Raw genomic sequence first — 16799 nt, 5'->3', positions numbered from 1 at the left:
CGGGCACCGGGGACCGGCCCGGTGCCCGCCTGACCAAGGCGGGAAATCTCATGTCGGATATCATCTTCATCGGCCTGTCGCTCTCCTCGATCCTGTTGCTGGTCGCGCTCGGCCTGTCGATCACCTATGGCGCGATGGGCGTGATCAACATGGCCCATGGCGAGCTGGTCATGATCGGCGCCTATACCGCGGTGCTGGCGGGGATCCATCTCGGGCTGAACCTGTTCTTCGCGCTGCCGCTGGCCTTCGTGACCTCGGGTCTGCTGGGCCTCTTGATCGAGCGGGTCTTGATCCGAAGGCTTTACGGACGGATCATCGACACGTTGCTGGCGACCTGGGGCGTGGCGATCGTGCTCCAGCAACTGGTACGGCTGGAATTCGGCCTGAGCTTTTTCGGGATCCATGTCGAGGGGCTCGGGTCCGGGCTCCAGAACATGGCGGTGCCCGCCTTCCTCACCCAGCCGGTCGATATCGCGGGCTTCACCCTTCAGCCCTATCGCAGCTTCATCATCGTGGTGACGCTGCTCCTGACGGGGCTGACCTGGTGGCTGATGTATCGCACCCCGATGGGCGCGCAGGTGCGCGCGATCATGCGCAATCCTCAGATCGCCGCCGCGTGCGGGATCGACGTGCGCCGGGTCTCCGCGCTGACCTTCGCCTATGGCTCGGGGCTGGCCGGGGTCGCGGGCGTGCTGCTGGCCGGGTTCAAGACGGTGATGCCCGAGATGGGCGCCTCGGTCGTGGTGGACGGGTTCCTCGTCGTCGTGGTGGGCGGCGTGGGCAGCCTGCTCGGGACCGTGTTGGCGGCGGGAATTCTGGGCCAGATCAACGGCGTCGTCGCGCTTCTGTCGAACGACATCATCGCCCGCGCGGTGGTCTTTGCGGTGGTCATCGGCCTGATCCTGTGGCGCCCGCGCGGCCTGTTCTCCTTCAAGTCGAGGTAAGTGATGACTGTGCAAGAGACCTCCACCAACAGCGGGGCCGTGCGCCGCTTCGAACGTGCCGCCGACTGGGCCATCTATGCGCTCTTCATCGCGATCGTGCTGGGACTGCCGCTGGTCGTCGACGACGTGTTCTGGCTGAACCGGATCGCGAAATACCTCGTCTTCGGGATGCTCGGGATCGCGATCGCGCTGTCCTGGGGCTATGCCGGGATCCTCAATCTGGGGCAGGGGCTGTTCTTCGGCCTCGGCGCCTACATGACGGCGATGTCGCTCAAGCTGATGAGCGCGACGAGCCTGCAGCAGGGCTCGGACAAGCCGGTGCCCGATTTCATGCTCTGGAACGCGGAACCCGGTGCGGTCACCGATCTGTGCTGCATCAACAAGGGCTCGTTCCTGTGGATCCCGTTCCAGGCGCAATGGTTCGGGCTGGCGATGGCGATCGTCGTTCCGCTGATCGTGGCCTTCATTCTCTCCTCCTCGATCTTCCGGCTGCGGGTGTCGGGCGTCTATGTCGCGATCATCACGCTGGCGCTGGTGCTGCTGGTGCGGCTCCTGATCATCGACGCGCAGCCGATCACCAACGGGTTCAACGGGCTGACCGATCTGGGCTGGTTGACGATCAGCGGGTTCGAGTTCGACCCCTACATGGTCGAGACCTATTACGTCGTGGCGGGATCGCTCTCGGTGGTGCTGCTCTTGGGGCGCTGGCTGGTCTCGACCCGCGCCGGGCTGATCCTGCAATCGACCCGAGATGATCCGACCCGGGCCCGCTATCTGGGCTATGACGTCGCCGCCTACCAGATCTTCTTCTTCACGATCTCGGCCGGGATCGCGGGCTTCGCGGGGCTGCTTTACGTGGTCGCGGCCGAATTCGCCTCGCCCAGCTTCATGGATATCGGCTTCTCGATCTCGATGGTGGTCTGGGCCGCGGTGGGCGGGCGCAATTCGCTGATCGGCGCCTGTATCGGGGCGATCCTGATCAACACGGTCGAGGCCACCGCGAGCGAGACCGAGATCTTCAAGGAAGCGTGGAAGCTGATCATCGGCGGGGTCTTCATCTTCGTCGTTCTCTACATGCCCAACGGTCTGGCCGGGATCGCCCGCGATCTGGTCGCGCGGATCCAGCGCAAGCGCGTCGACGAGGGCACGCAAACCGCGACGGCGGCAGCCAACAGGAGGCAGGCATGACGGCAGCGCTGACGATTGACGGGCTGACGGTGGATTTCGGCGGGTTCAAGGCCGTCGACGGGTTCACCACGGTCGTGAACGAGGGAGAATTGCGGGTAATCCTGGGTCCCAACGGTGCGGGCAAGACCACGCTGATGGACCTGATCAGCGGCAAGACCGCCTCGACCGCCGGCGATGTCCACCTGTTTGGCGAAAACATCACCAACCGCCCCGAACATATCATCTCGCGTCACGGGGTCGGGCGGAAATTCCAGATCCCCAGCGTGTTTCGGGATCTCACGGTGCGCCAGAACCTCGAAGTCGCGGCTTCGGGCGATCCGGGCGTGTTTCGCAACCTGCGCCTGCATATGGCCGGCGAGGATCGCGCCCGGGTCGAGGATGTGATCGAGCTGACCCGGCTCGGCCCGGTTCTGGGCACGATCGCGGGGGAATTGTCGCACGGCCAGATGCAATGGCTCGAACTGGGGATGCTGATAACCCAGCAGGCCAAGGTGATCCTGCTCGACGAACCGACCGCGGGCATGACCGGCGCCGAAACCTTCCGCACCGCCGAGATCATCAACGAGATGAAGGGCAGTCACACGATTCTGGTTGTCGAACATGACATGGCCTTCGTGCGCGAGATCGCCGAGCGGATCACCGTCATGCATATGGGCAAGCTGCTGGCCGAGGGTCCGATGGAGCGGATCGAGACCGATCCGAAGGTGCGCGAGGCCTATCTCGGCTCGGGGGGGATCCACTGATGCTCACGCTTACCAATCTCGACAGCTTCTATGGCCGCAGCCAGGCGCTGCATGATGTCTCCGTCACCGCCCGCGCAGGGACGATCCTCGCGGTGCTCGGGCGCAACGGGGTGGGCAAGACCACGCTCCTGCGCTCCATCCTCGGCCTGACCGACCGGCAAAGCGGGGCGATCCGTCTCGAGGGTGAGGATCTCGCGGCCCAGCCCACCTATCGGCGCGCCAAGGCCGGGATCGCCTATGTCCCTCAGGGCCGGATGATCATCCCCGATTTCACGATCCGCGAAAACATCCTGATGGGTGGGTTCGCGGCCAAGGGGCCGCGCGCGATCCCCGAGATCGTCCCGAAGATCTTCCCCTATCTTATGGACAATCTCGACCGTCCCGGCGGCGTCCTGTCGGGCGGGCAGCAACAACAGCTGGCGATCGCGCGCGCGCTCGCGGCAGAGCCGAAAGTTCTGCTGATGGACGAGCCGACCGAGGGCATCCAGCCCAATATCGTCGAGCAGATCGAGGACATCATCATCCGGCTCAATACCGAGCTCGGGCTGACCATCATCCTCGTCGAGCAGAATGTCGGCTTTGCCCGCCGCGCCGCGCATGACTTCGCGATGCTCGAGAATGGCCGGGTCGTGGCCGATGGCGCGATCGCCTCGCTCACCGAGGAGACCGTCACCCGGCACATGGCGATCTGATCCCAATCACCGCCGTCCCGGCCTGGATCGGGGCGGTCCAACCAACCTACCAACAGCAGAGGTAACAACATGTATCATGGAGATATTTCGAGCAGCGCCGACACCGTGGGCGTGGCCGTCGTCAACTACAAGATGCCGCGGCTTCACACCAAGGCCGAGGTTCTGGAGAACTGCCACAAGATCGCCGACATGCTCAAGGGCATGAAGAAGGGCTTGCCGGGCATGGATCTGGTGATCTTCCCCGAATATTCGACCCACGGCATCATGTATGACGAGACCGAGATGTACGAGACCGCCTCCTCGGTGCCGGGCGAAGAGACCGAGATCTTCGCAGCCGCCTGCCGCGAGGCGAATGTCTGGGGCGTGTTCTCGCTGACCGGCGAGCGCCACGAGGAGCACCCCAAGAAGGCACCCTACAACACACTGATCCTGATGAACAACAAGGGCGAGATCGTCCAGAAATACCGCAAGATCATGCCCTGGGTTCCGATCGAGGGCTGGTATCCGGGCAACTGCACCTATGTCTCCGAAGGCCCCAAGGGCATGAAGATGAGCCTCATCATCTGCGATGACGGCAACTACCCCGAGATCTGGCGCGACTGCGCGATGAAGGGGGCCGAGCTGATCATCCGCTGCCAGGGCTACATGTACCCGGCCAAGGATCAGCAGGTGATCATGTCGAAGGCGATGGCCTGGGCCAACAACTGCTATGTCGCGGTGGCCAACGCGGCCGGCTTCGACGGCGTCTATTCCTATTTCGGTCATTCCGCCATCGTCGGGTTCGACGGGCGCACGCTCGGCGAATGCGGCGAAGAGGAATACGGCATCCAGTACGCGCAGCTTTCGGTTTCCGGCATTCGCGACGCGCGCCAGAACATGCAAAGCCAGAACCACCTCTTCAAACTGGTCCATCGCGGCTATACGGGAATGATCAATTCGGGCGATGGCGACAAGGGCCTGGCCGAATGCCCCTATGATTTCTACACGAAATGGGCCGAAGACCCCGAAGGCACCCGCGAGATGGTCGAGGCGATCACGCGCCCGACCGTGGGCACCTCGGAATGCCCGATCGACGGGATCCCGAACGAAAAGGAAGACGCCTCCCACCGCTGAGGGGCCACCGGCCGGCGGGGGCACCCCGCCGGCCGTCCGATCAAGAGGACATCCGATGACCATTGACCAATACAGGCTGAGCGAAGAGCCCGCCTATCACCCCGGCGGCAGTGAGATCGCCTTCTACGAGGCGGCCTATGGCGCGCGGCTTCCGGTGATGCTCAAGGGGCCGACCGGCTGCGGCAAGACCCGTTTCGTCGAGCATATGGCGTGGCGGCTGGGCAAGCCCCTGGTCACCGTGTCGTGCCACGAGGACATGACCGCATCGGATCTCGTGGGGCGCTACCTGCTCGGGCCCGAGGGCACCCATTGGCAGGACGGGCCGCTGACCATGGCGGTGCGACATGGCGCGATCTGCTATCTCGACGAGGTGGTCGAGGCGCGACAGGACACGACCGTCGTGATCCATTCGCTGACCGATGACCGCCGCATCCTGTCCTTGGAAAAGAAGGGCGAACTGGTTCACGCCCACCCGGATTTCCAGCTCGTGATCTCCTACAATCCGGGCTACCAGAGCGTGCTGAAGGATCTCAAGGAATCCACCAAGCAGCGTTTCAGCGCCGTCGATTTCACCTATCCCGCAGCCGCGATCGAAGCCTCCATCGTCGCAGCCGAAGCCGGGATCGCGCAGGCCGCGGCCGATATGCTGGTCCGTATCGGCGAGAAATCGCGCCATCTGCGCGGGCAGGGGCTGGAGGAGGGCGCATCGACCCGGATGCTGATCCATGCCGGGCGGCTGATGAATGCGGGCATGTCGCTGACCGACGCCTGCCATCACGCGCTGATCGTGCCGATCACGGACGATCCCGATATGCGCGCAGCGCTCGACGCGGTCGTGGCCGCCCATGCCTGATACTCTCGCCAGGGGGCGATCCGACGACCTGCCTGCCGCGATCGGTGCCGCGTTCACCGAGGCCGAGATCACCGGTTGGCTCGGGGCGCGAGACCGTCTGCGCGGGGCAGGGTACGGACGGTCGGTGCCGCTCGCATTCGAGCGAAGCTCGGCGCTCCTGGCTCCGCGCGTCGGGGCGGACGCGACCGCTGCCCTTGCCGGTATCGTCTCAAGCTGCGCGATACGCGTATCGCCCCGGGCCGCGGAACGCCTCTGCACCGTTGCGGAGGTCGTGTCGCGCAAGTTCGAGGCGCGGGATTTCGCATCCTGGTCGGGGATGATGCGGCGACTTGTGACGCAAGCCCCGGAATCGGTGGACCTGCTTCTCGGCAACATGGAGCGGCTCATCTCTCGGCTGTCGCAAGAGGCGCTCGAGGACTGGGTCGCGACCGGGCATCGTTCCGCGGGCGGCGATGCCGGGAAGCGCGCCGCCTATTTCGCCCTGCGCACGGAGGAGGCGCTGCGCTCGCTCGAACATGCGACGGGCGATCAGAGCTTTTACGATTGCGAGCGTCGGCTACGCGCCTATCTCACGGCGATTTCCGGCAGCAGCCCACCGCTTCGCGCCGCGCCGCCCGCAGGGCAGGGAGGAGCCGTCAGGCGCGCGTCTTTCGCGGGCGGCGTGGTCCTCGTCCCGCCCAGCTTTCCCGGCTATCGCGGCGAGGCGGAGCCGCTCTTTCGCGCGGCTTTGGCCCATATCTCCGCGCATCTGCGTTTCACCCCGCGACGGTTCGAGATCGGCCAGCTCAAGCCGCTGCAAATGGCGGTCGTCTCCCTGATCGAGGACGCGCGGGTCGAACAACTGGCGGCGCAGGACATGCCGGGCCTGCAAAGGCTCTGGAAAGGCTTCCATGTCGCGCGGCCCGGGGGGCTGCCCACCGCGCCGAGCTTGTTCGCCCGTCTGTCCCGGGCCCTCATCGATCCCGATTTCGCCGATGAGGATGGCTGGGTGACCAAGGGACGCCGGATGTTCTTCGAGGCGCGGCACCGCTGGGACGATCCGGGCCTGAGCCGCGAGATCGGCAATCTGCTCGGCAATGATCTCGGCCAGCTCCGGGTGCAGTTCAATGCGAAGGATTACGTGGTCCAACCCGCCTATCGTGACGATAATCTCGGGCTGTGGGCGCTCGACGAGCCTTCGCCGGACGAGGCGCAAACGCTGGAAGTGAAGGTCGATCTGGTCAAGCTGCGCCGGTCCGAACCAGCGCCCACACCGACCACGCATCCGCCAAGGCAGGACGCTTCGCAGAGTGAAAAGATCGAGAAACGCGCCGCCGTTTCCGAGGATCGCGAAGAGGGCCGCATGATCGCGACCTACCCCGAATATGACTATGCGATCGGGCGCGACCGGCCGAACTGGACGATGCTGAGGGAGTACAGGCCCGCTCCCGGCGACGCGCGTTTCTGGGAGAACCTGCGCCAGGAGCAGGGCCCGCTTCTCTCGCGCGTCTCCGGCTTGATCCGGTCGGCCCAGATCGGGCGCGCCCGGCGAGAAAAGCGCCAGGCCGAAGGCGAGGTTCTGGATCTCGATGCCTGTATCGAGGCGGCGACCGCCCTGCGCGCCGGGGAGTTCCCCGATCATCGGATCTATGAACGCCAGGCGCCTCCCACGCGCGATCTCGCCGTGAGCCTGTTGCTCGACATCTCGCAATCCACCGCGGAAGGCGCGGAGGATGCCGGTCGCAGCATCCTCGCGCTTGAGCGGGACGCCGCGGCGGTGCTGGCGCATGCGATGAACGAGATGGGCGACCCGTTCGCGATCAACGCGTTTTCCTCCGTGGGTAGGGAAGACGTGCGCTTCGTTCCGATCAAGAGTTTCGCCGCGCCCCTCGACGACCGCGCGGGCGCCGCCCTGTCCGGGTTGCGTCCGGGCTATTCGACGAGGCTCGGCGCCGCGCTTCGGCACGCGGGACAGGAACTGGCGCAGGTGCCCCGCCATCGCCGCCTTTTGCTTCTCATCACCGATGGCGAGCCCTCCGACATCGACTGTCCCGATCCCGAATACCTCCTCCACGACGCGCGGCGCGCGGTCAGAAGCCTCGCTGCGATCGGGATCGACGTCTTCTGCGTCGGCCTCGGGAGCCACAACAAGGAACAGCAGTCAGCGATTTTCGGACGCAGCGGCTTCGTTCAGGTCGAACGGTTGGCGGCGCTTCCCGACAAGCTGGTATCGCTGTATTTCCGGCTCACGCGGTAGGTGCCGGGGGCGAAGGGGCTCGGCTGTCACGGGGCTTGCACGCGGCCGAGATCGCAGGGGGGGCGATCTGGGCGGAGCAGAGATCCTGCAGACGCTCCGACGGAGCCCCTCCGATGGCATCGTCGGAGGCGTTCACAATAATCGCTGGTGGATGCGGGACGTCAATCTCGGCGGATGGGCTCGAGGAACAATTCGAGCGACCCAGATGATACGGCGTTCCGGCCGTGCCATTCCGGTGAACCCTGACGAAAGGTGCCAGACCGTTTGCGGCCACGCCTGCCTGGATTTCCCGCCGTGATGGACCCCAGCGAACATGGTCTTCAGGCCTGCAAGCCCATCTCAGTCAGAATCGCATCGGCCTACACCCACGTAATCCAGCCGAGCGCCTCGACAAGGAAGTGAAACATCGCGCCGATGTCGTCGAGATCTTCTCGATCGAGTCTTCAATTCCTTGCCACCTGTGACAAGGAAGAGTTCGCCTCCATTCCCACTATTGCCGTAAAAAGCAGCGTGACCCTGAGCCATTTCGGAAACTCCACCACCCTGATGGAACTGACCTGTCCCGCAAATCTGTAGGCAGCAAGAAGAGCCGGGCTTTCAGCTATAAGTTGTTTGGTATATGTGGTCGTGCCTGAGGACCTGCCACAGCATTGATCGTGCGTTCATATCGATGCCTGGCGCGGAAATTTGGAGATAGCTCGTGACGGACATTCGACGCAGTGTGATCAAGCGACTGATGCGACGCGTGAATGCCCCGACTGTCACGGCGCGATTGTCCGCCCTGGGGATGCGTGCGGTAGGTTACACCGGTTATGAAATAAAGAACCTGGAACACCATCCGGCCAATCTCGTGACTCCGATTTTCCCGGAATCGAGAAGCGAAGTAGCCCGGCCGAAACCTTTGGGCAGCACCAAAGAGCTGGAGACGACAACCCTGCCGCCCGTCACGCCCCTTGTGTTCGAGAACATCGAAGGAAAACCCGGCTCTTCCATTTTTCGGCATGGAATTAATGCTTTGGTTCCCAGGGATATTTATGAAAATCTGAACCAAGTCTATTTTCACAACGAACATGAACCTTGCATCGTGCAAGATTTTCGGGTTGCCCTGAGAAACGGAAGTTCGAAGAGAATTGAGAAGGGCGTGTGTGCATTCGCGCAGGGAAATTCCAACTGGTACCACTGGTTGGCCGAGATTCTCCCTACTGTGCTTTTGTCCCGAAATCTTCCCGGTGCGTATGATGATTATCCGCTGCTGGTGCCGGAAACAGCGCTCGAAATCCCCTCATTCAAAGACACTCTAGATCTTTGTCGTGGCGATCGAGATGTGGTGCCTGTGCAAAACGCGCAGCTCTACGAAATAGGCGATCTCGTATATATTCCGCCGCAAGTAGCCGGCCCCATTAATACCCAGGACGGTAAATGGCCTGAACCGCGCAATTACGTTCAGAATATTGATGTGATGCGTTTGCTCAGGAAAAATATACTTCAAAAATTGAACATATCCCGCACTAATGAGGGCCCAAAGCGAGTGTTCCTTGCGCGCCCGCTGAGCAACCGAATGTATAATCAGGCGGAAATCATCGCGGAGGCGGAGAAGCGAGGTTTCGAACCCGTATATCTGGAGAAGCTCAGTTTCCGTGATCAAGTTCAACTGATGCATAACGCAGATTATGTGGTTGGTCCAACCGGAGCCGCGTTTGCGAACACCCTTTTTATGCACCCCGGCAGCCAAAGCCTCGTATGGGCACTGCGGGAGTACGCCGGAGCATGTTTCTTCTCCAACCTCGCCCATGTGTCAGGCGTCAATATGACGTATTGCTTCGTCGAGGCCGACAGTCCCATCACCAATAGCATGCAGGCTTTTTGTGCCTCTTACACTCTTCCGGTTGATGTATTTTGCCAGCATCTCGACATGTTGCTGGATAAAACTACACCGCTCTGATGTTGACCTGCCACGGAATTTTTCCTCCAGCGGCGAGTATGTTCTGCCCCCTTGAAACCTGGATCGTTTGAAACTCGGGTTTTCAGCTAAGCTCTCCTGACTGGGGAGGAGTTGAGAACGATGAAGGTATCGAAGCTCTCGGAAGCGCGAGACAGGCGTTCCTTCACAAGTAGGACGAGGAAGGCACGTCGTGTTGCGGAGATCTGCCGCAAGGCCGGGACCGGGCCCGCCAACACTAACCGGGTGCCGGTCGCGGCTGAAGGCAAGACCAGTGGCAGGCCGAACCCGCGAAACGGCAGCACCAAACGCGGCTTACATCTCGCGTTATGCAAAGACGAGGTCGAGAAAAGGGAGGGCGATATCAGCCCCGTCCGCGGACCGCGGCGAGAAACTCATCGTAGTCGCGGTAATAATCCGCCTCGTCGTAACGATGCGAGGCGAGCACCATGCACACGGCACCTTGGCTGAAGCTGTCCATTTCTCGCCAGATCATCCGGCTGATGTAGAGCCCCTTTCTCGGGTCTCGCAGCCAATATTCCGACTTGGTTTCACCGTCGTCGATCCTCATACGGAAACTTCCGGAGAGCGCGAAAACGATCTGTTCGAGATCCCTATGCGCATGACCGCCACGCTCGGCGTCAACGGGAACATTATAGAGATAATAGACGCGCCGAATATCGAACGGGATGTGATTACCACCTTCGACAAAGGTCAAATCGCCACGGGGATCACGAATCTGTGGCAAGTCGATCAGACGAACCGACCCTTTCAAACGGGAAACATGGGAATCGTTCATTCTGTTTCCTCCAGAATTGCAAGATGACGTCCGAGATCAGCTTCGTGACGCGCCCGCGGGTAATCGAAATAGAGATTCTCGTCGTCGCCACCGGTTTCTGAAGCACCGAACCGACGGTGAAATGCGAGCGTACGTTCGTTTTCTCGGCGCACGTCGAAGACCGCCCGAGAAAGGCCAAGGTGGTCAAAACCGATCTGATAGATCAGCACTGCGCTCTCCAATGCCGCCTTCTGCGGCTTGTTCGCATCAAGGATCCAGCTGCCCCAGGTAAAATGATCGCCTTCGATGTCATAGAGCCGCACCACGCCGCAACGTCGGCCATCATCGCGTCTCGCGATGATATAGTAAAACTCCACCCCTTCCGCCTCGCGGGCCTTGTAGGCCTCGATCCAACGGCGCTGGTCCTCAGCGGTGCCGGAAACGGCAGAGAGGTGGGCATTGTAAGCCGGGGCAGTGCGGAGGCCGTGGATGTAGTCGGCATCGCGGGGCGCAACCAAGCGCAGCTTCAGACGGGGGCCGACCACTTCCTGAGGAGCAAATATGCTGCTCACAACCGCACCTCGATCGAGTTGGCAGGTTCGCGCCGAATGTCAAACGGGACGTGTCGAATGTCCTCACCGAAAGTCGAATCGCCTCGCGGGGCGGAGACGAAACGCAGGTCGATCAGGCTTGCGTTGACGTCGAATTGGGCAAGGTTCCGAGCCATCCTCAGGCAGTCCTAGTTCTTGTTTCATTTCGGCGGCGACGTGACACCACATGGCGCCAGATGCAGATCAAGGGCGGCGAATTTACGATGCCTGCGCCACTCGCCACAAGTGGAACAAGGCCTGAACGCTCATGATTGAAGGGCTCTACTTTGCTCGCCTCCTGCGCGAGAAAAACGCCGAGATAGAGGCAAGGGTACGAAACCACATGAGGGAACGCGCCGCCGGGCGGTATATCAGCGCGCGCATCCTATGCTTCGGGTGCGCCGCGACAGAGGCCAGAGACGCCTGGAAGCGCGCGGACGAATGCATCGAATGCCAGGTGTCTTCAACACGATGCGCGTTGACGGACAGGTCAGGGTTATTGACAAGCAGGGCCTGAGCGCGAATGGCGGCGCGCACCGTGCGCAGTGCAAACGGTCCATGCACATCCGCCCCGAACTCATTGTCCACGATCATGTACCACAGGCGCAGACACGTGTCGGGCACGTCCAGCAGCCCTTTGCTCGGCCTTTTGGTGATCGCCGCTGCGTTGTCTTGCCGATAATAGAACACCCCGTCACAAAAGGCGACCTTGCTGCAGCCCAAAAAGAAGCGGCGCACGGTATATTCGTCTGCGAAGGCCCCGAAGTCGTCAAATCCCCGACCCTTGAGAAAGGATATCGGCCACAGGGCATTCCCGGATATGCTCCAGTCAAGTGATGCAACGAAAGCGTCTCTTCCGGAGATGATCGCAGACCGGTCGTTGTGATATCCGACGATCTTGCGATCCTCGGTGCCGTCGGCGTGATAGAAGAGGACATCCGGCAACACCGCGTCCGCACCGGTGCGGAGGGCTCGGGCATGCATCTTCTCCAGCCAGTCCTCAGAGAACAGGTCGTCTTGCGAACTGTAGACAAACCACTGCCCAGATGCCTTTGGAGCGGCAAAATTTACGGCCTTCGGCGCGCTCCCAAGGTTCGTCCCAGTGTGCAGGTAAATGAACCGGCTGTCTTCTTTCGCGTGGAGATGCACGATCTGCGCACTGTCATCCGTGGAACAGTCATCAATGCACAGCACCTCGAAGTTCGCGAAGCTCTGTCTTCGCAGCGATTGCAGCGTCTCATCCAGATAGACGGCACCGTTGTGGATCGGCAGGAGAACGGTGATTTCAGCCATGATCCTGCGCCGTTTGCAGTTGCATCTGGCGCATCATTTTGCGCCTCCTGCGTCGCTCCGAACGCCATATGGTGACACCCAGCAACGGGTGAGCCATCCACTGCCGCCGAAACTCTCCGTTTCTGTCCTCATAATAGGAGAGGCGAAGTGTCGCCTTCATCTGCTCCTTGCGCAAGATGCGCAGTATCGCAGAACGCTCATCAAGGCCGAAATGCCTCGCATCCTTGATCCTTTGCCGCATGACAGCCTGCTGCGCGACAAAGCGTTTCTTGCGCTGTCTCTCAAACGCGGCAATATCCGTATGATAACCGGCAGAACTGGTGATCCCGGTCCCCAGTCTGTATTGTACCAGCTCTTCGTCGATAGTCGTGACCCGGGCCTCCAGGGCTGCCCGAAAGCCCAATACGAGATCCTCATAGGATTCCGGATCGATGGGCCCGTAGCTGCTGTACAGGCTGCGATGCCACGCTCCGGTAGCCCCGATATAGAGCGCTTTCGATCTGGCGGCACGCTCGAGATCCCAGTTCTTGTAGAACAGGGCCGTCCTGAAATCTCCCGGCACCTCCGATCCGTCCGGACCGATGACCTTGGCGTAGGAACAAACAAGAAGCGGATCGTTCGCAACAAAGGCATCCAGGATTCGTTGGCTGCGATGGGGGTAGGAGATGTCGTCACCCGCCGCCGCAATGATCACCTCGCCCGTACTGAGTTGGTGGGCCTTGTCGAGATTTCCGGCAAGCCCCAGATTTTCGGGGTTGCGGTTCAGAACCAACCGGTGCGGCCCCTGATAGTTGGCAACCGCGGCTTCGATCTCGTCGAACGTACCGTCCGACGAGCAGTCATCCGAAATAACGATATCCATGGCATGCACGTCCTGCGCCAACGCACTGCGGACAGCTGCACCCACCGTGTCGCGCTGGTTGTAGGTGAGCAGGATATAAGAAAGTGATATCGGTGCCATTCACGACCCTCGGGCGCTTCTACATCGCAGAAACGTGTCGGTTCACCGCGTCGATCACGCGATCCTGATGCTCTTGCGGCATATGCGGGCCGATCGGCAGACTGAGCAGATCATCCGCGAGACGTTCAGCCACTGGAAAGGCGCCTTGGGCGTAGCCGAGGTTGGCAAAAGCCGTCTGCCGATGGGGGGCAATCGGGTAGTGTACCAACGTATGGATACCCTCTTCAGCCAGCTTGCTCATCAGCCTGTCGCGCTCGGGATGCCGGATCACGTAGAGATGCCACGCGGGGTCGGCCCAGTCAGGGACATGGGGCTTGATGACACCTTGCAGGCCGCTGCTATAGCGCTCGGCGATGCGGCGGCGTCTCTCCGTCCATGCTTCTAGATGCGCGAGCTTGACGGACAGAATCGCCGCTTGTAGCGGATCGAGCCGGCTGTTGGTGCCTTGCTCCTCGTTTACATACTTCTGCTTCGAGCCATAGTTGCCGAGGGTGCGAACCCGCTCGGCGATGTCGGCCCGATCGGTCGTGATCGCTCCACCATCACCCAATGCACCAAGATTCTTGCCAGGGTAGAAGCTCCAACACGCGACATCGCCATGCGCACCGATGCGCCGCTTCTTGTACGCCGAACCGTGAGCCTGCGCGGCGTCCTCCACCAAAGCCAGTTTGTGCTCTCGCGCGATAGCGAGGATCGGATCGAGGTCGGCCGGCTGCCCATAGAGGTGCACGGCAATGATCGCGCGTGTCTTCGAGGTGATCGCGAGTCTGATGCGGGCAGGATCGATGTTGTAGCTGTGCAAATCCGGTTCCACCGGAATCGGAGTTGCCCCCACCGCCGAAACCGCAAGCCACGTCGCGATGAAAGTATGCGATGGCACGATCACCTCATCGCCCGCTTTGATATCCAGCGCCCGCAGCGCGAGGATGAGCGCGTCCAGACCGCTGGCGACGCCAACGCAATGCGACACGTCACAATAACTGGCATAGGCGGTCTCGAAATCTTCGACTTCGGGGCCTTGTATATACCATCCACTGTCGAGCACCCGCGCCACCGCAGCATCAATGTCTGCCTGTAGCGCCAGATAGCTCGCGCGGAGATCAAGAAACGGGATTTGCGCCATATGAGACCGTCTATCTATAAAACCATGGAATGCATGGGCTCTGGACACACGCGCCCGGTACTCAAGGGGGCAAGCATCACGAGCCCTAGATGGACGCATGGGCGGTGAAATGCAACCAGATGGTTAGCGCCCACACCGCCAAGCGTGTGTTCGAACGGCTGCGGGAGGAACACGGCTTCACCGGCGGCTACACGATCGTGAAGGATTACATTCGCGAGCATGACCGGCGTGGTCGCGAGTTGTTCGTGCCGCTGGCCCATGCGCCGGGGCACGCCCAGGCCGACTTCGGCGAGGCGATGGTCATCATTGATGGCGTCGAGCAGAAGGCGCATTTCTTCGCCTTCGACCTGCCGCACAGCGATGCCTGTTACATCCGGGCCTATCCGGCAGCAACCTCCGAGGCCTGGGTCGACGGGCATGTTCACGCGTTCGGCTTCTTCGGTCGGGTGCCGGTGTCGGTGCTCTACGACAACGACAGGTGCCTGGTGGCACAGATCCTTCCGGACGGCACCCGCAAGCGGGCCAGGCTGTTCAGCGGGTTCCTGTCACATTACCTGTTCCGTGACCGCTATGACCGCCCCGGCAAGGGCAATGACAAAGGCAGCGTCGAGGGGCTGGTCGGCTATGCCCGGCGCAACTTCATGGTGCCGGTGCCGCGCTTCCCCTCCTGGGAGGCCTTCAACGCCTCGCTGGAAGAACAATGCCGCAAGCGTCAGGGCGATGTTCTGCGCGGCCATACCGAGACGATCGGCACGCGCCTTGACCGGGATCTCGAGGTGATGTCGGCGCTGCCGCCAGCCCCTTTCGATGCCTGCGATCAGGCGAGCGGGCGGGTCACCTCGCAGGCGCTGGTGCGCTACAAGACCAACGACTATTCGGTGCCGGTCGCCTACGGCCACCGCGATGTCTGGCTGCGCGGCTATGTCGACGAGGTGGCGATTGGCTGCGGCGGCGATCTCATCGCCCGTCATCCGCGCAGCTATGAGCGCGAGGATGTCGTCTTCGATCCGGTCCACTACCTCCCGCTGATCGAGAAGAAGATCAACGCGCTCGACCAGGCCGCGCCGCTGACGGGCTGGGAGCTGCCGCCCGAGTTCGCAACCCTGCGCCGCCTGATGGAGGCGCGCATGCTCAAGGCGGGGCGGCGTGAGTTCGTTCAGGTCCTGCGCCTGCTGGAGGCCTTCGAGATCGATGACCTGCATGCCGCCGTGAAGACGGCCCTGCGTATGGGGGCCATCGGCTTCGACGCCGTCAAGCACCTGGTGCTGTGTCAGGTCGAGAAGCGACCTCCGAAGCTCGATCTCGACGTCTATCCCTACCTGCCACGGGCCGAGGTCGGAAAGACCTCGGCGGCCAGCTACATGTGCCTGATCTCGGAGGAGGCCCGATGACCGACGCGCCTGACCTCCTGCTCGCCCATCATCTGAAGACACTGAAGCTGCCGACCTTGCCTCGAGGGAATACGACAAGCTCGCGCGCCAGTGCGCTGCGGAGGGACAGGACCACGTTCGCTTCCTGGCCCGGCTGGTGGAACTCGAACTGATCGACCGCGAACGGCGGACAAAGAGAACCTCGTCAGCGATTGCGGATAGGTTCGGCATATTAAAGTGGGCGTAATGGGACTAAAAATAACCAAGATCGAAATCAAGAACTTTCGCTCGGCCCGAAACATAACGGTATCCCCGGGGGAGTTGTCTGTGCTGGTGGGAAAAAATGACTCGGGAAAATCGAATATCTTGAGGGCACTGAACCTGTTCTTCAACGGAAGGACAGATTTTGCTGAGCTGCTGGACTTTGATGTGGATCACAATGTATTCAATAAACCGAACCAGAGAGCTAAAGAAATCCGCGTCAAGCTGGAAATAGAGCTTCCTGAAACTTATCGGGAAACAAATGGAGATTACATATCATGGGAAAAGCGTTGGCGGGCTGAAGGTCTTGTCAGAAGCGAGTATTTTGGGGCAAGACGAGTTTCTGGTCCTCGAGGTGGCAATTGAATACCCCCGCGTTTCTTAGACGCCTTCTTTGCTAATTTTGAGGCAAGGAGGCCATGATGAGCAGCGACCCGCGTTCAGCGACGATTTCAAGCGAGATGCGGTCGCGCAGATCACGGAGAGGGGTTACCCGGTCAGGGAGGTAGCCGAGCGCTTGGGCGTGAGCCAATACTCCCTCTACTCCTGGAAGAAGAAGTTCTCGAAAGCGTCGACTGGCGACGCGGAGAAGGATGCCGAGATCCGTCGGCTCAAGTGTGAGCTCCTGAGAGTGACGGAGGAGCGCGACATCCTAAAAAAGGGCGAGGCTTGTCCGCCATTGATGGAGTGGATGGCTCCCGCTCCCGGCATCGCA

At 61.5% G+C, this 16799-nt stretch carries 15 protein-coding genes and 2 pseudogenes; 12 read left to right on the top strand and 5 right to left on the bottom strand.

Annotated features, from left to right (window positions below; all coding sequences use genetic code 11):
• Positions 1–50: 50 nt before the first annotated feature.
• The 8 genes from urtB (at position 51) to DW2_RS19295 (ending at position 9711) form a co-directional block, all read left to right on the top strand.
• The gene (gene urtB / locus DW2_RS02640; protein ID WP_038143583.1) at positions 51–944 is read left to right on the top strand and encodes an urea ABC transporter permease subunit UrtB; all 894 of its coding nucleotides are present in this window, start codon (positions 51–53) and stop codon (positions 942–944) included.
• Between the two features lie 3 nt (positions 945–947).
• Positions 948–2132, top strand: coding sequence for an urea ABC transporter permease subunit UrtC (urtC, locus tag DW2_RS02635; RefSeq protein ID WP_081874816.1), 1185 nt, complete (start codon positions 948–950; stop codon positions 2130–2132).
• Complete coding sequence (gene urtD / locus DW2_RS02630; protein WP_038143580.1) at positions 2129–2875, top strand: urea ABC transporter ATP-binding protein UrtD; 747 nt, start codon at positions 2129–2131, stop codon at positions 2873–2875. Before urtC ends, urtD begins: the two co-directional genes overlap by 4 nt.
• The gene (gene urtE / locus DW2_RS02625) at positions 2875–3567 is read left to right on the top strand and encodes an urea ABC transporter ATP-binding subunit UrtE (protein ID WP_038143577.1); all 693 of its coding nucleotides are present in this window, start codon (positions 2875–2877) and stop codon (positions 3565–3567) included. The genes urtD and urtE overlap by 1 nt, the downstream gene beginning before the upstream one ends.
• A gap of 69 nt (positions 3568–3636) precedes the next feature.
• Positions 3637–4680 carry an aliphatic amidase gene (locus DW2_RS02620; protein WP_038143574.1) on the top strand — a complete coding sequence of 348 codons (1044 nt, stop codon included), beginning with the start codon at positions 3637–3639 and terminating at the stop codon, positions 4678–4680.
• Positions 4681–4735: 55 nt separating this feature from the next.
• Positions 4736–5533 (top strand): CbbQ/NirQ/NorQ/GpvN family protein, encoded by a 798-nt coding sequence (locus DW2_RS02615; RefSeq protein ID WP_038143571.1) that lies wholly within the window; start codon positions 4736–4738, stop codon positions 5531–5533.
• On the top strand, positions 5526–7769 hold the full coding sequence (locus DW2_RS02610) for a nitric oxide reductase activation protein NorD (protein ID WP_038143569.1): 2244 nt from the start codon (positions 5526–5528) through the stop codon (positions 7767–7769). The genes DW2_RS02615 and DW2_RS02610 overlap by 8 nt, the downstream gene beginning before the upstream one ends.
• 700 nt (positions 7770–8469) lie before the next feature.
• A complete protein-coding gene (locus DW2_RS19295; protein WP_081874815.1) occupies positions 8470–9711 on the top strand; it encodes a glycosyltransferase family 61 protein in 1242 nt (413 codons plus the stop codon).
• A gap of 361 nt (positions 9712–10072) precedes the next feature.
• On the opposite strand, the gene DW2_RS02600 is transcribed toward DW2_RS19295, so the two are convergent.
• The 5 genes from DW2_RS02600 to DW2_RS02580 all read right to left on the bottom strand — a co-directional run bounded on the left by DW2_RS02600 (position 10073) and on the right by DW2_RS02580 (position 14453).
• Entirely contained in the window at positions 10073–10507 is a 435-nt protein-coding gene (locus DW2_RS02600; protein ID WP_051855211.1) for a sugar 3,4-ketoisomerase, read from the bottom strand.
• Positions 10504–11058, bottom strand: a complete 555-nt coding sequence (locus DW2_RS02595) for a GNAT family N-acetyltransferase (protein WP_202900077.1) — start codon at positions 11056–11058, stop codon at positions 10504–10506. The genes DW2_RS02600 and DW2_RS02595 overlap by 4 nt, the downstream gene beginning before the upstream one ends.
• A gap of 300 nt (positions 11059–11358) precedes the next feature.
• Positions 11359–12369 carry a glycosyltransferase family 2 protein gene (locus DW2_RS02590; RefSeq protein ID WP_038143563.1) on the bottom strand — a complete coding sequence of 337 codons (1011 nt, stop codon included), beginning with the start codon at positions 12367–12369 and terminating at the stop codon, positions 11359–11361.
• A complete protein-coding gene (locus DW2_RS02585; RefSeq protein WP_038143560.1) occupies positions 12362–13330 on the bottom strand; it encodes a glycosyltransferase in 969 nt (322 codons plus the stop codon). The genes DW2_RS02590 and DW2_RS02585 overlap by 8 nt, the downstream gene beginning before the upstream one ends.
• A gap of 19 nt (positions 13331–13349) precedes the next feature.
• A complete protein-coding gene (locus DW2_RS02580; protein WP_038143557.1) occupies positions 13350–14453 on the bottom strand; it encodes a DegT/DnrJ/EryC1/StrS family aminotransferase in 1104 nt (367 codons plus the stop codon).
• Between the two features lie 131 nt (positions 14454–14584).
• Between DW2_RS02580 and istA the strand changes: the two are divergent.
• The 4 genes and pseudogenes from istA to DW2_RS02570 all read left to right on the top strand — a co-directional run.
• Positions 14585–15844 (top strand): annotated as a pseudogene (gene istA / locus DW2_RS02575) (IS21 family transposase); the annotation flags it as partial.
• Positions 15841–16013: pseudogene (locus DW2_RS19290) on the top strand (ATP-binding protein); the annotation flags it as partial. The pseudogenes istA and DW2_RS19290, both read left to right, overlap by 4 nt.
• 56 nt (positions 16014–16069) lie before the next feature.
• On the top strand, positions 16070–16450 hold the full coding sequence (locus tag DW2_RS19285) for an AAA family ATPase (RefSeq protein ID WP_081874814.1): 381 nt from the start codon (positions 16070–16072) through the stop codon (positions 16448–16450).
• Between the two features lie 37 nt (positions 16451–16487).
• Positions 16488–16799 (top strand): transposase (locus DW2_RS02570; protein ID WP_051855343.1); only part of this gene is annotated, 312 nt, incomplete at its 3' end.

Source organism: Thioclava atlantica (assembly GCF_000737065.1).
GTDB lineage: Bacteria > Pseudomonadota > Alphaproteobacteria > Rhodobacterales > Rhodobacteraceae > Thioclava > Thioclava atlantica.
Note: the sequence above shows the minus strand (reverse complement) of the source record. Positions and strands in the feature narration are given on the sequence as shown.

Excerpts from the sequence above, each read along its gene's own strand:
- urtD (WP_038143580.1), top strand. The coding sequence starts at position 2,129 with ATGACGGCAGCGCTGACGATTGACGGGCTGACGGTGGATTTCGGCGGG.
- urtC (WP_081874816.1), top strand. The coding sequence starts at position 948 with ATGACTGTGCAAGAGACCTCCACCAACAGCGGGGCCGTGCGCCGCTTC.
- DW2_RS02615 (WP_038143571.1), top strand. The coding sequence starts at position 4,736 with ATGACCATTGACCAATACAGGCTGAGCGAAGAGCCCGCCTATCACCCC.
- urtE (WP_038143577.1), top strand. The coding sequence starts at position 2,875 with ATGCTCACGCTTACCAATCTCGACAGCTTCTATGGCCGCAGCCAGGCG.
- DW2_RS02620 (WP_038143574.1), top strand. The coding sequence starts at position 3,637 with ATGTATCATGGAGATATTTCGAGCAGCGCCGACACCGTGGGCGTGGCC.
- DW2_RS02590 (WP_038143563.1), bottom strand. The coding sequence starts at position 12,369 with ATGGCTGAAATCACCGTTCTCCTGCCGATCCACAACGGTGCCGTCTAT.
- urtB (WP_038143583.1), top strand. The coding sequence starts at position 51 with ATGTCGGATATCATCTTCATCGGCCTGTCGCTCTCCTCGATCCTGTTG.
- DW2_RS02600 (WP_051855211.1), bottom strand. The coding sequence starts at position 10,507 with ATGAACGATTCCCATGTTTCCCGTTTGAAAGGGTCGGTTCGTCTGATC.
- DW2_RS02585 (WP_038143560.1), bottom strand. The coding sequence starts at position 13,330 with ATGGCACCGATATCACTTTCTTATATCCTGCTCACCTACAACCAGCGC.
- DW2_RS02610 (WP_038143569.1), top strand. The coding sequence starts at position 5,526 with ATGCCTGATACTCTCGCCAGGGGGCGATCCGACGACCTGCCTGCCGCG.
- DW2_RS19285 (WP_081874814.1), top strand. The coding sequence starts at position 16,070 with ATGGGACTAAAAATAACCAAGATCGAAATCAAGAACTTTCGCTCGGCC.
- DW2_RS02580 (WP_038143557.1), bottom strand. The coding sequence starts at position 14,453 with ATGGCGCAAATCCCGTTTCTTGATCTCCGCGCGAGCTATCTGGCGCTA.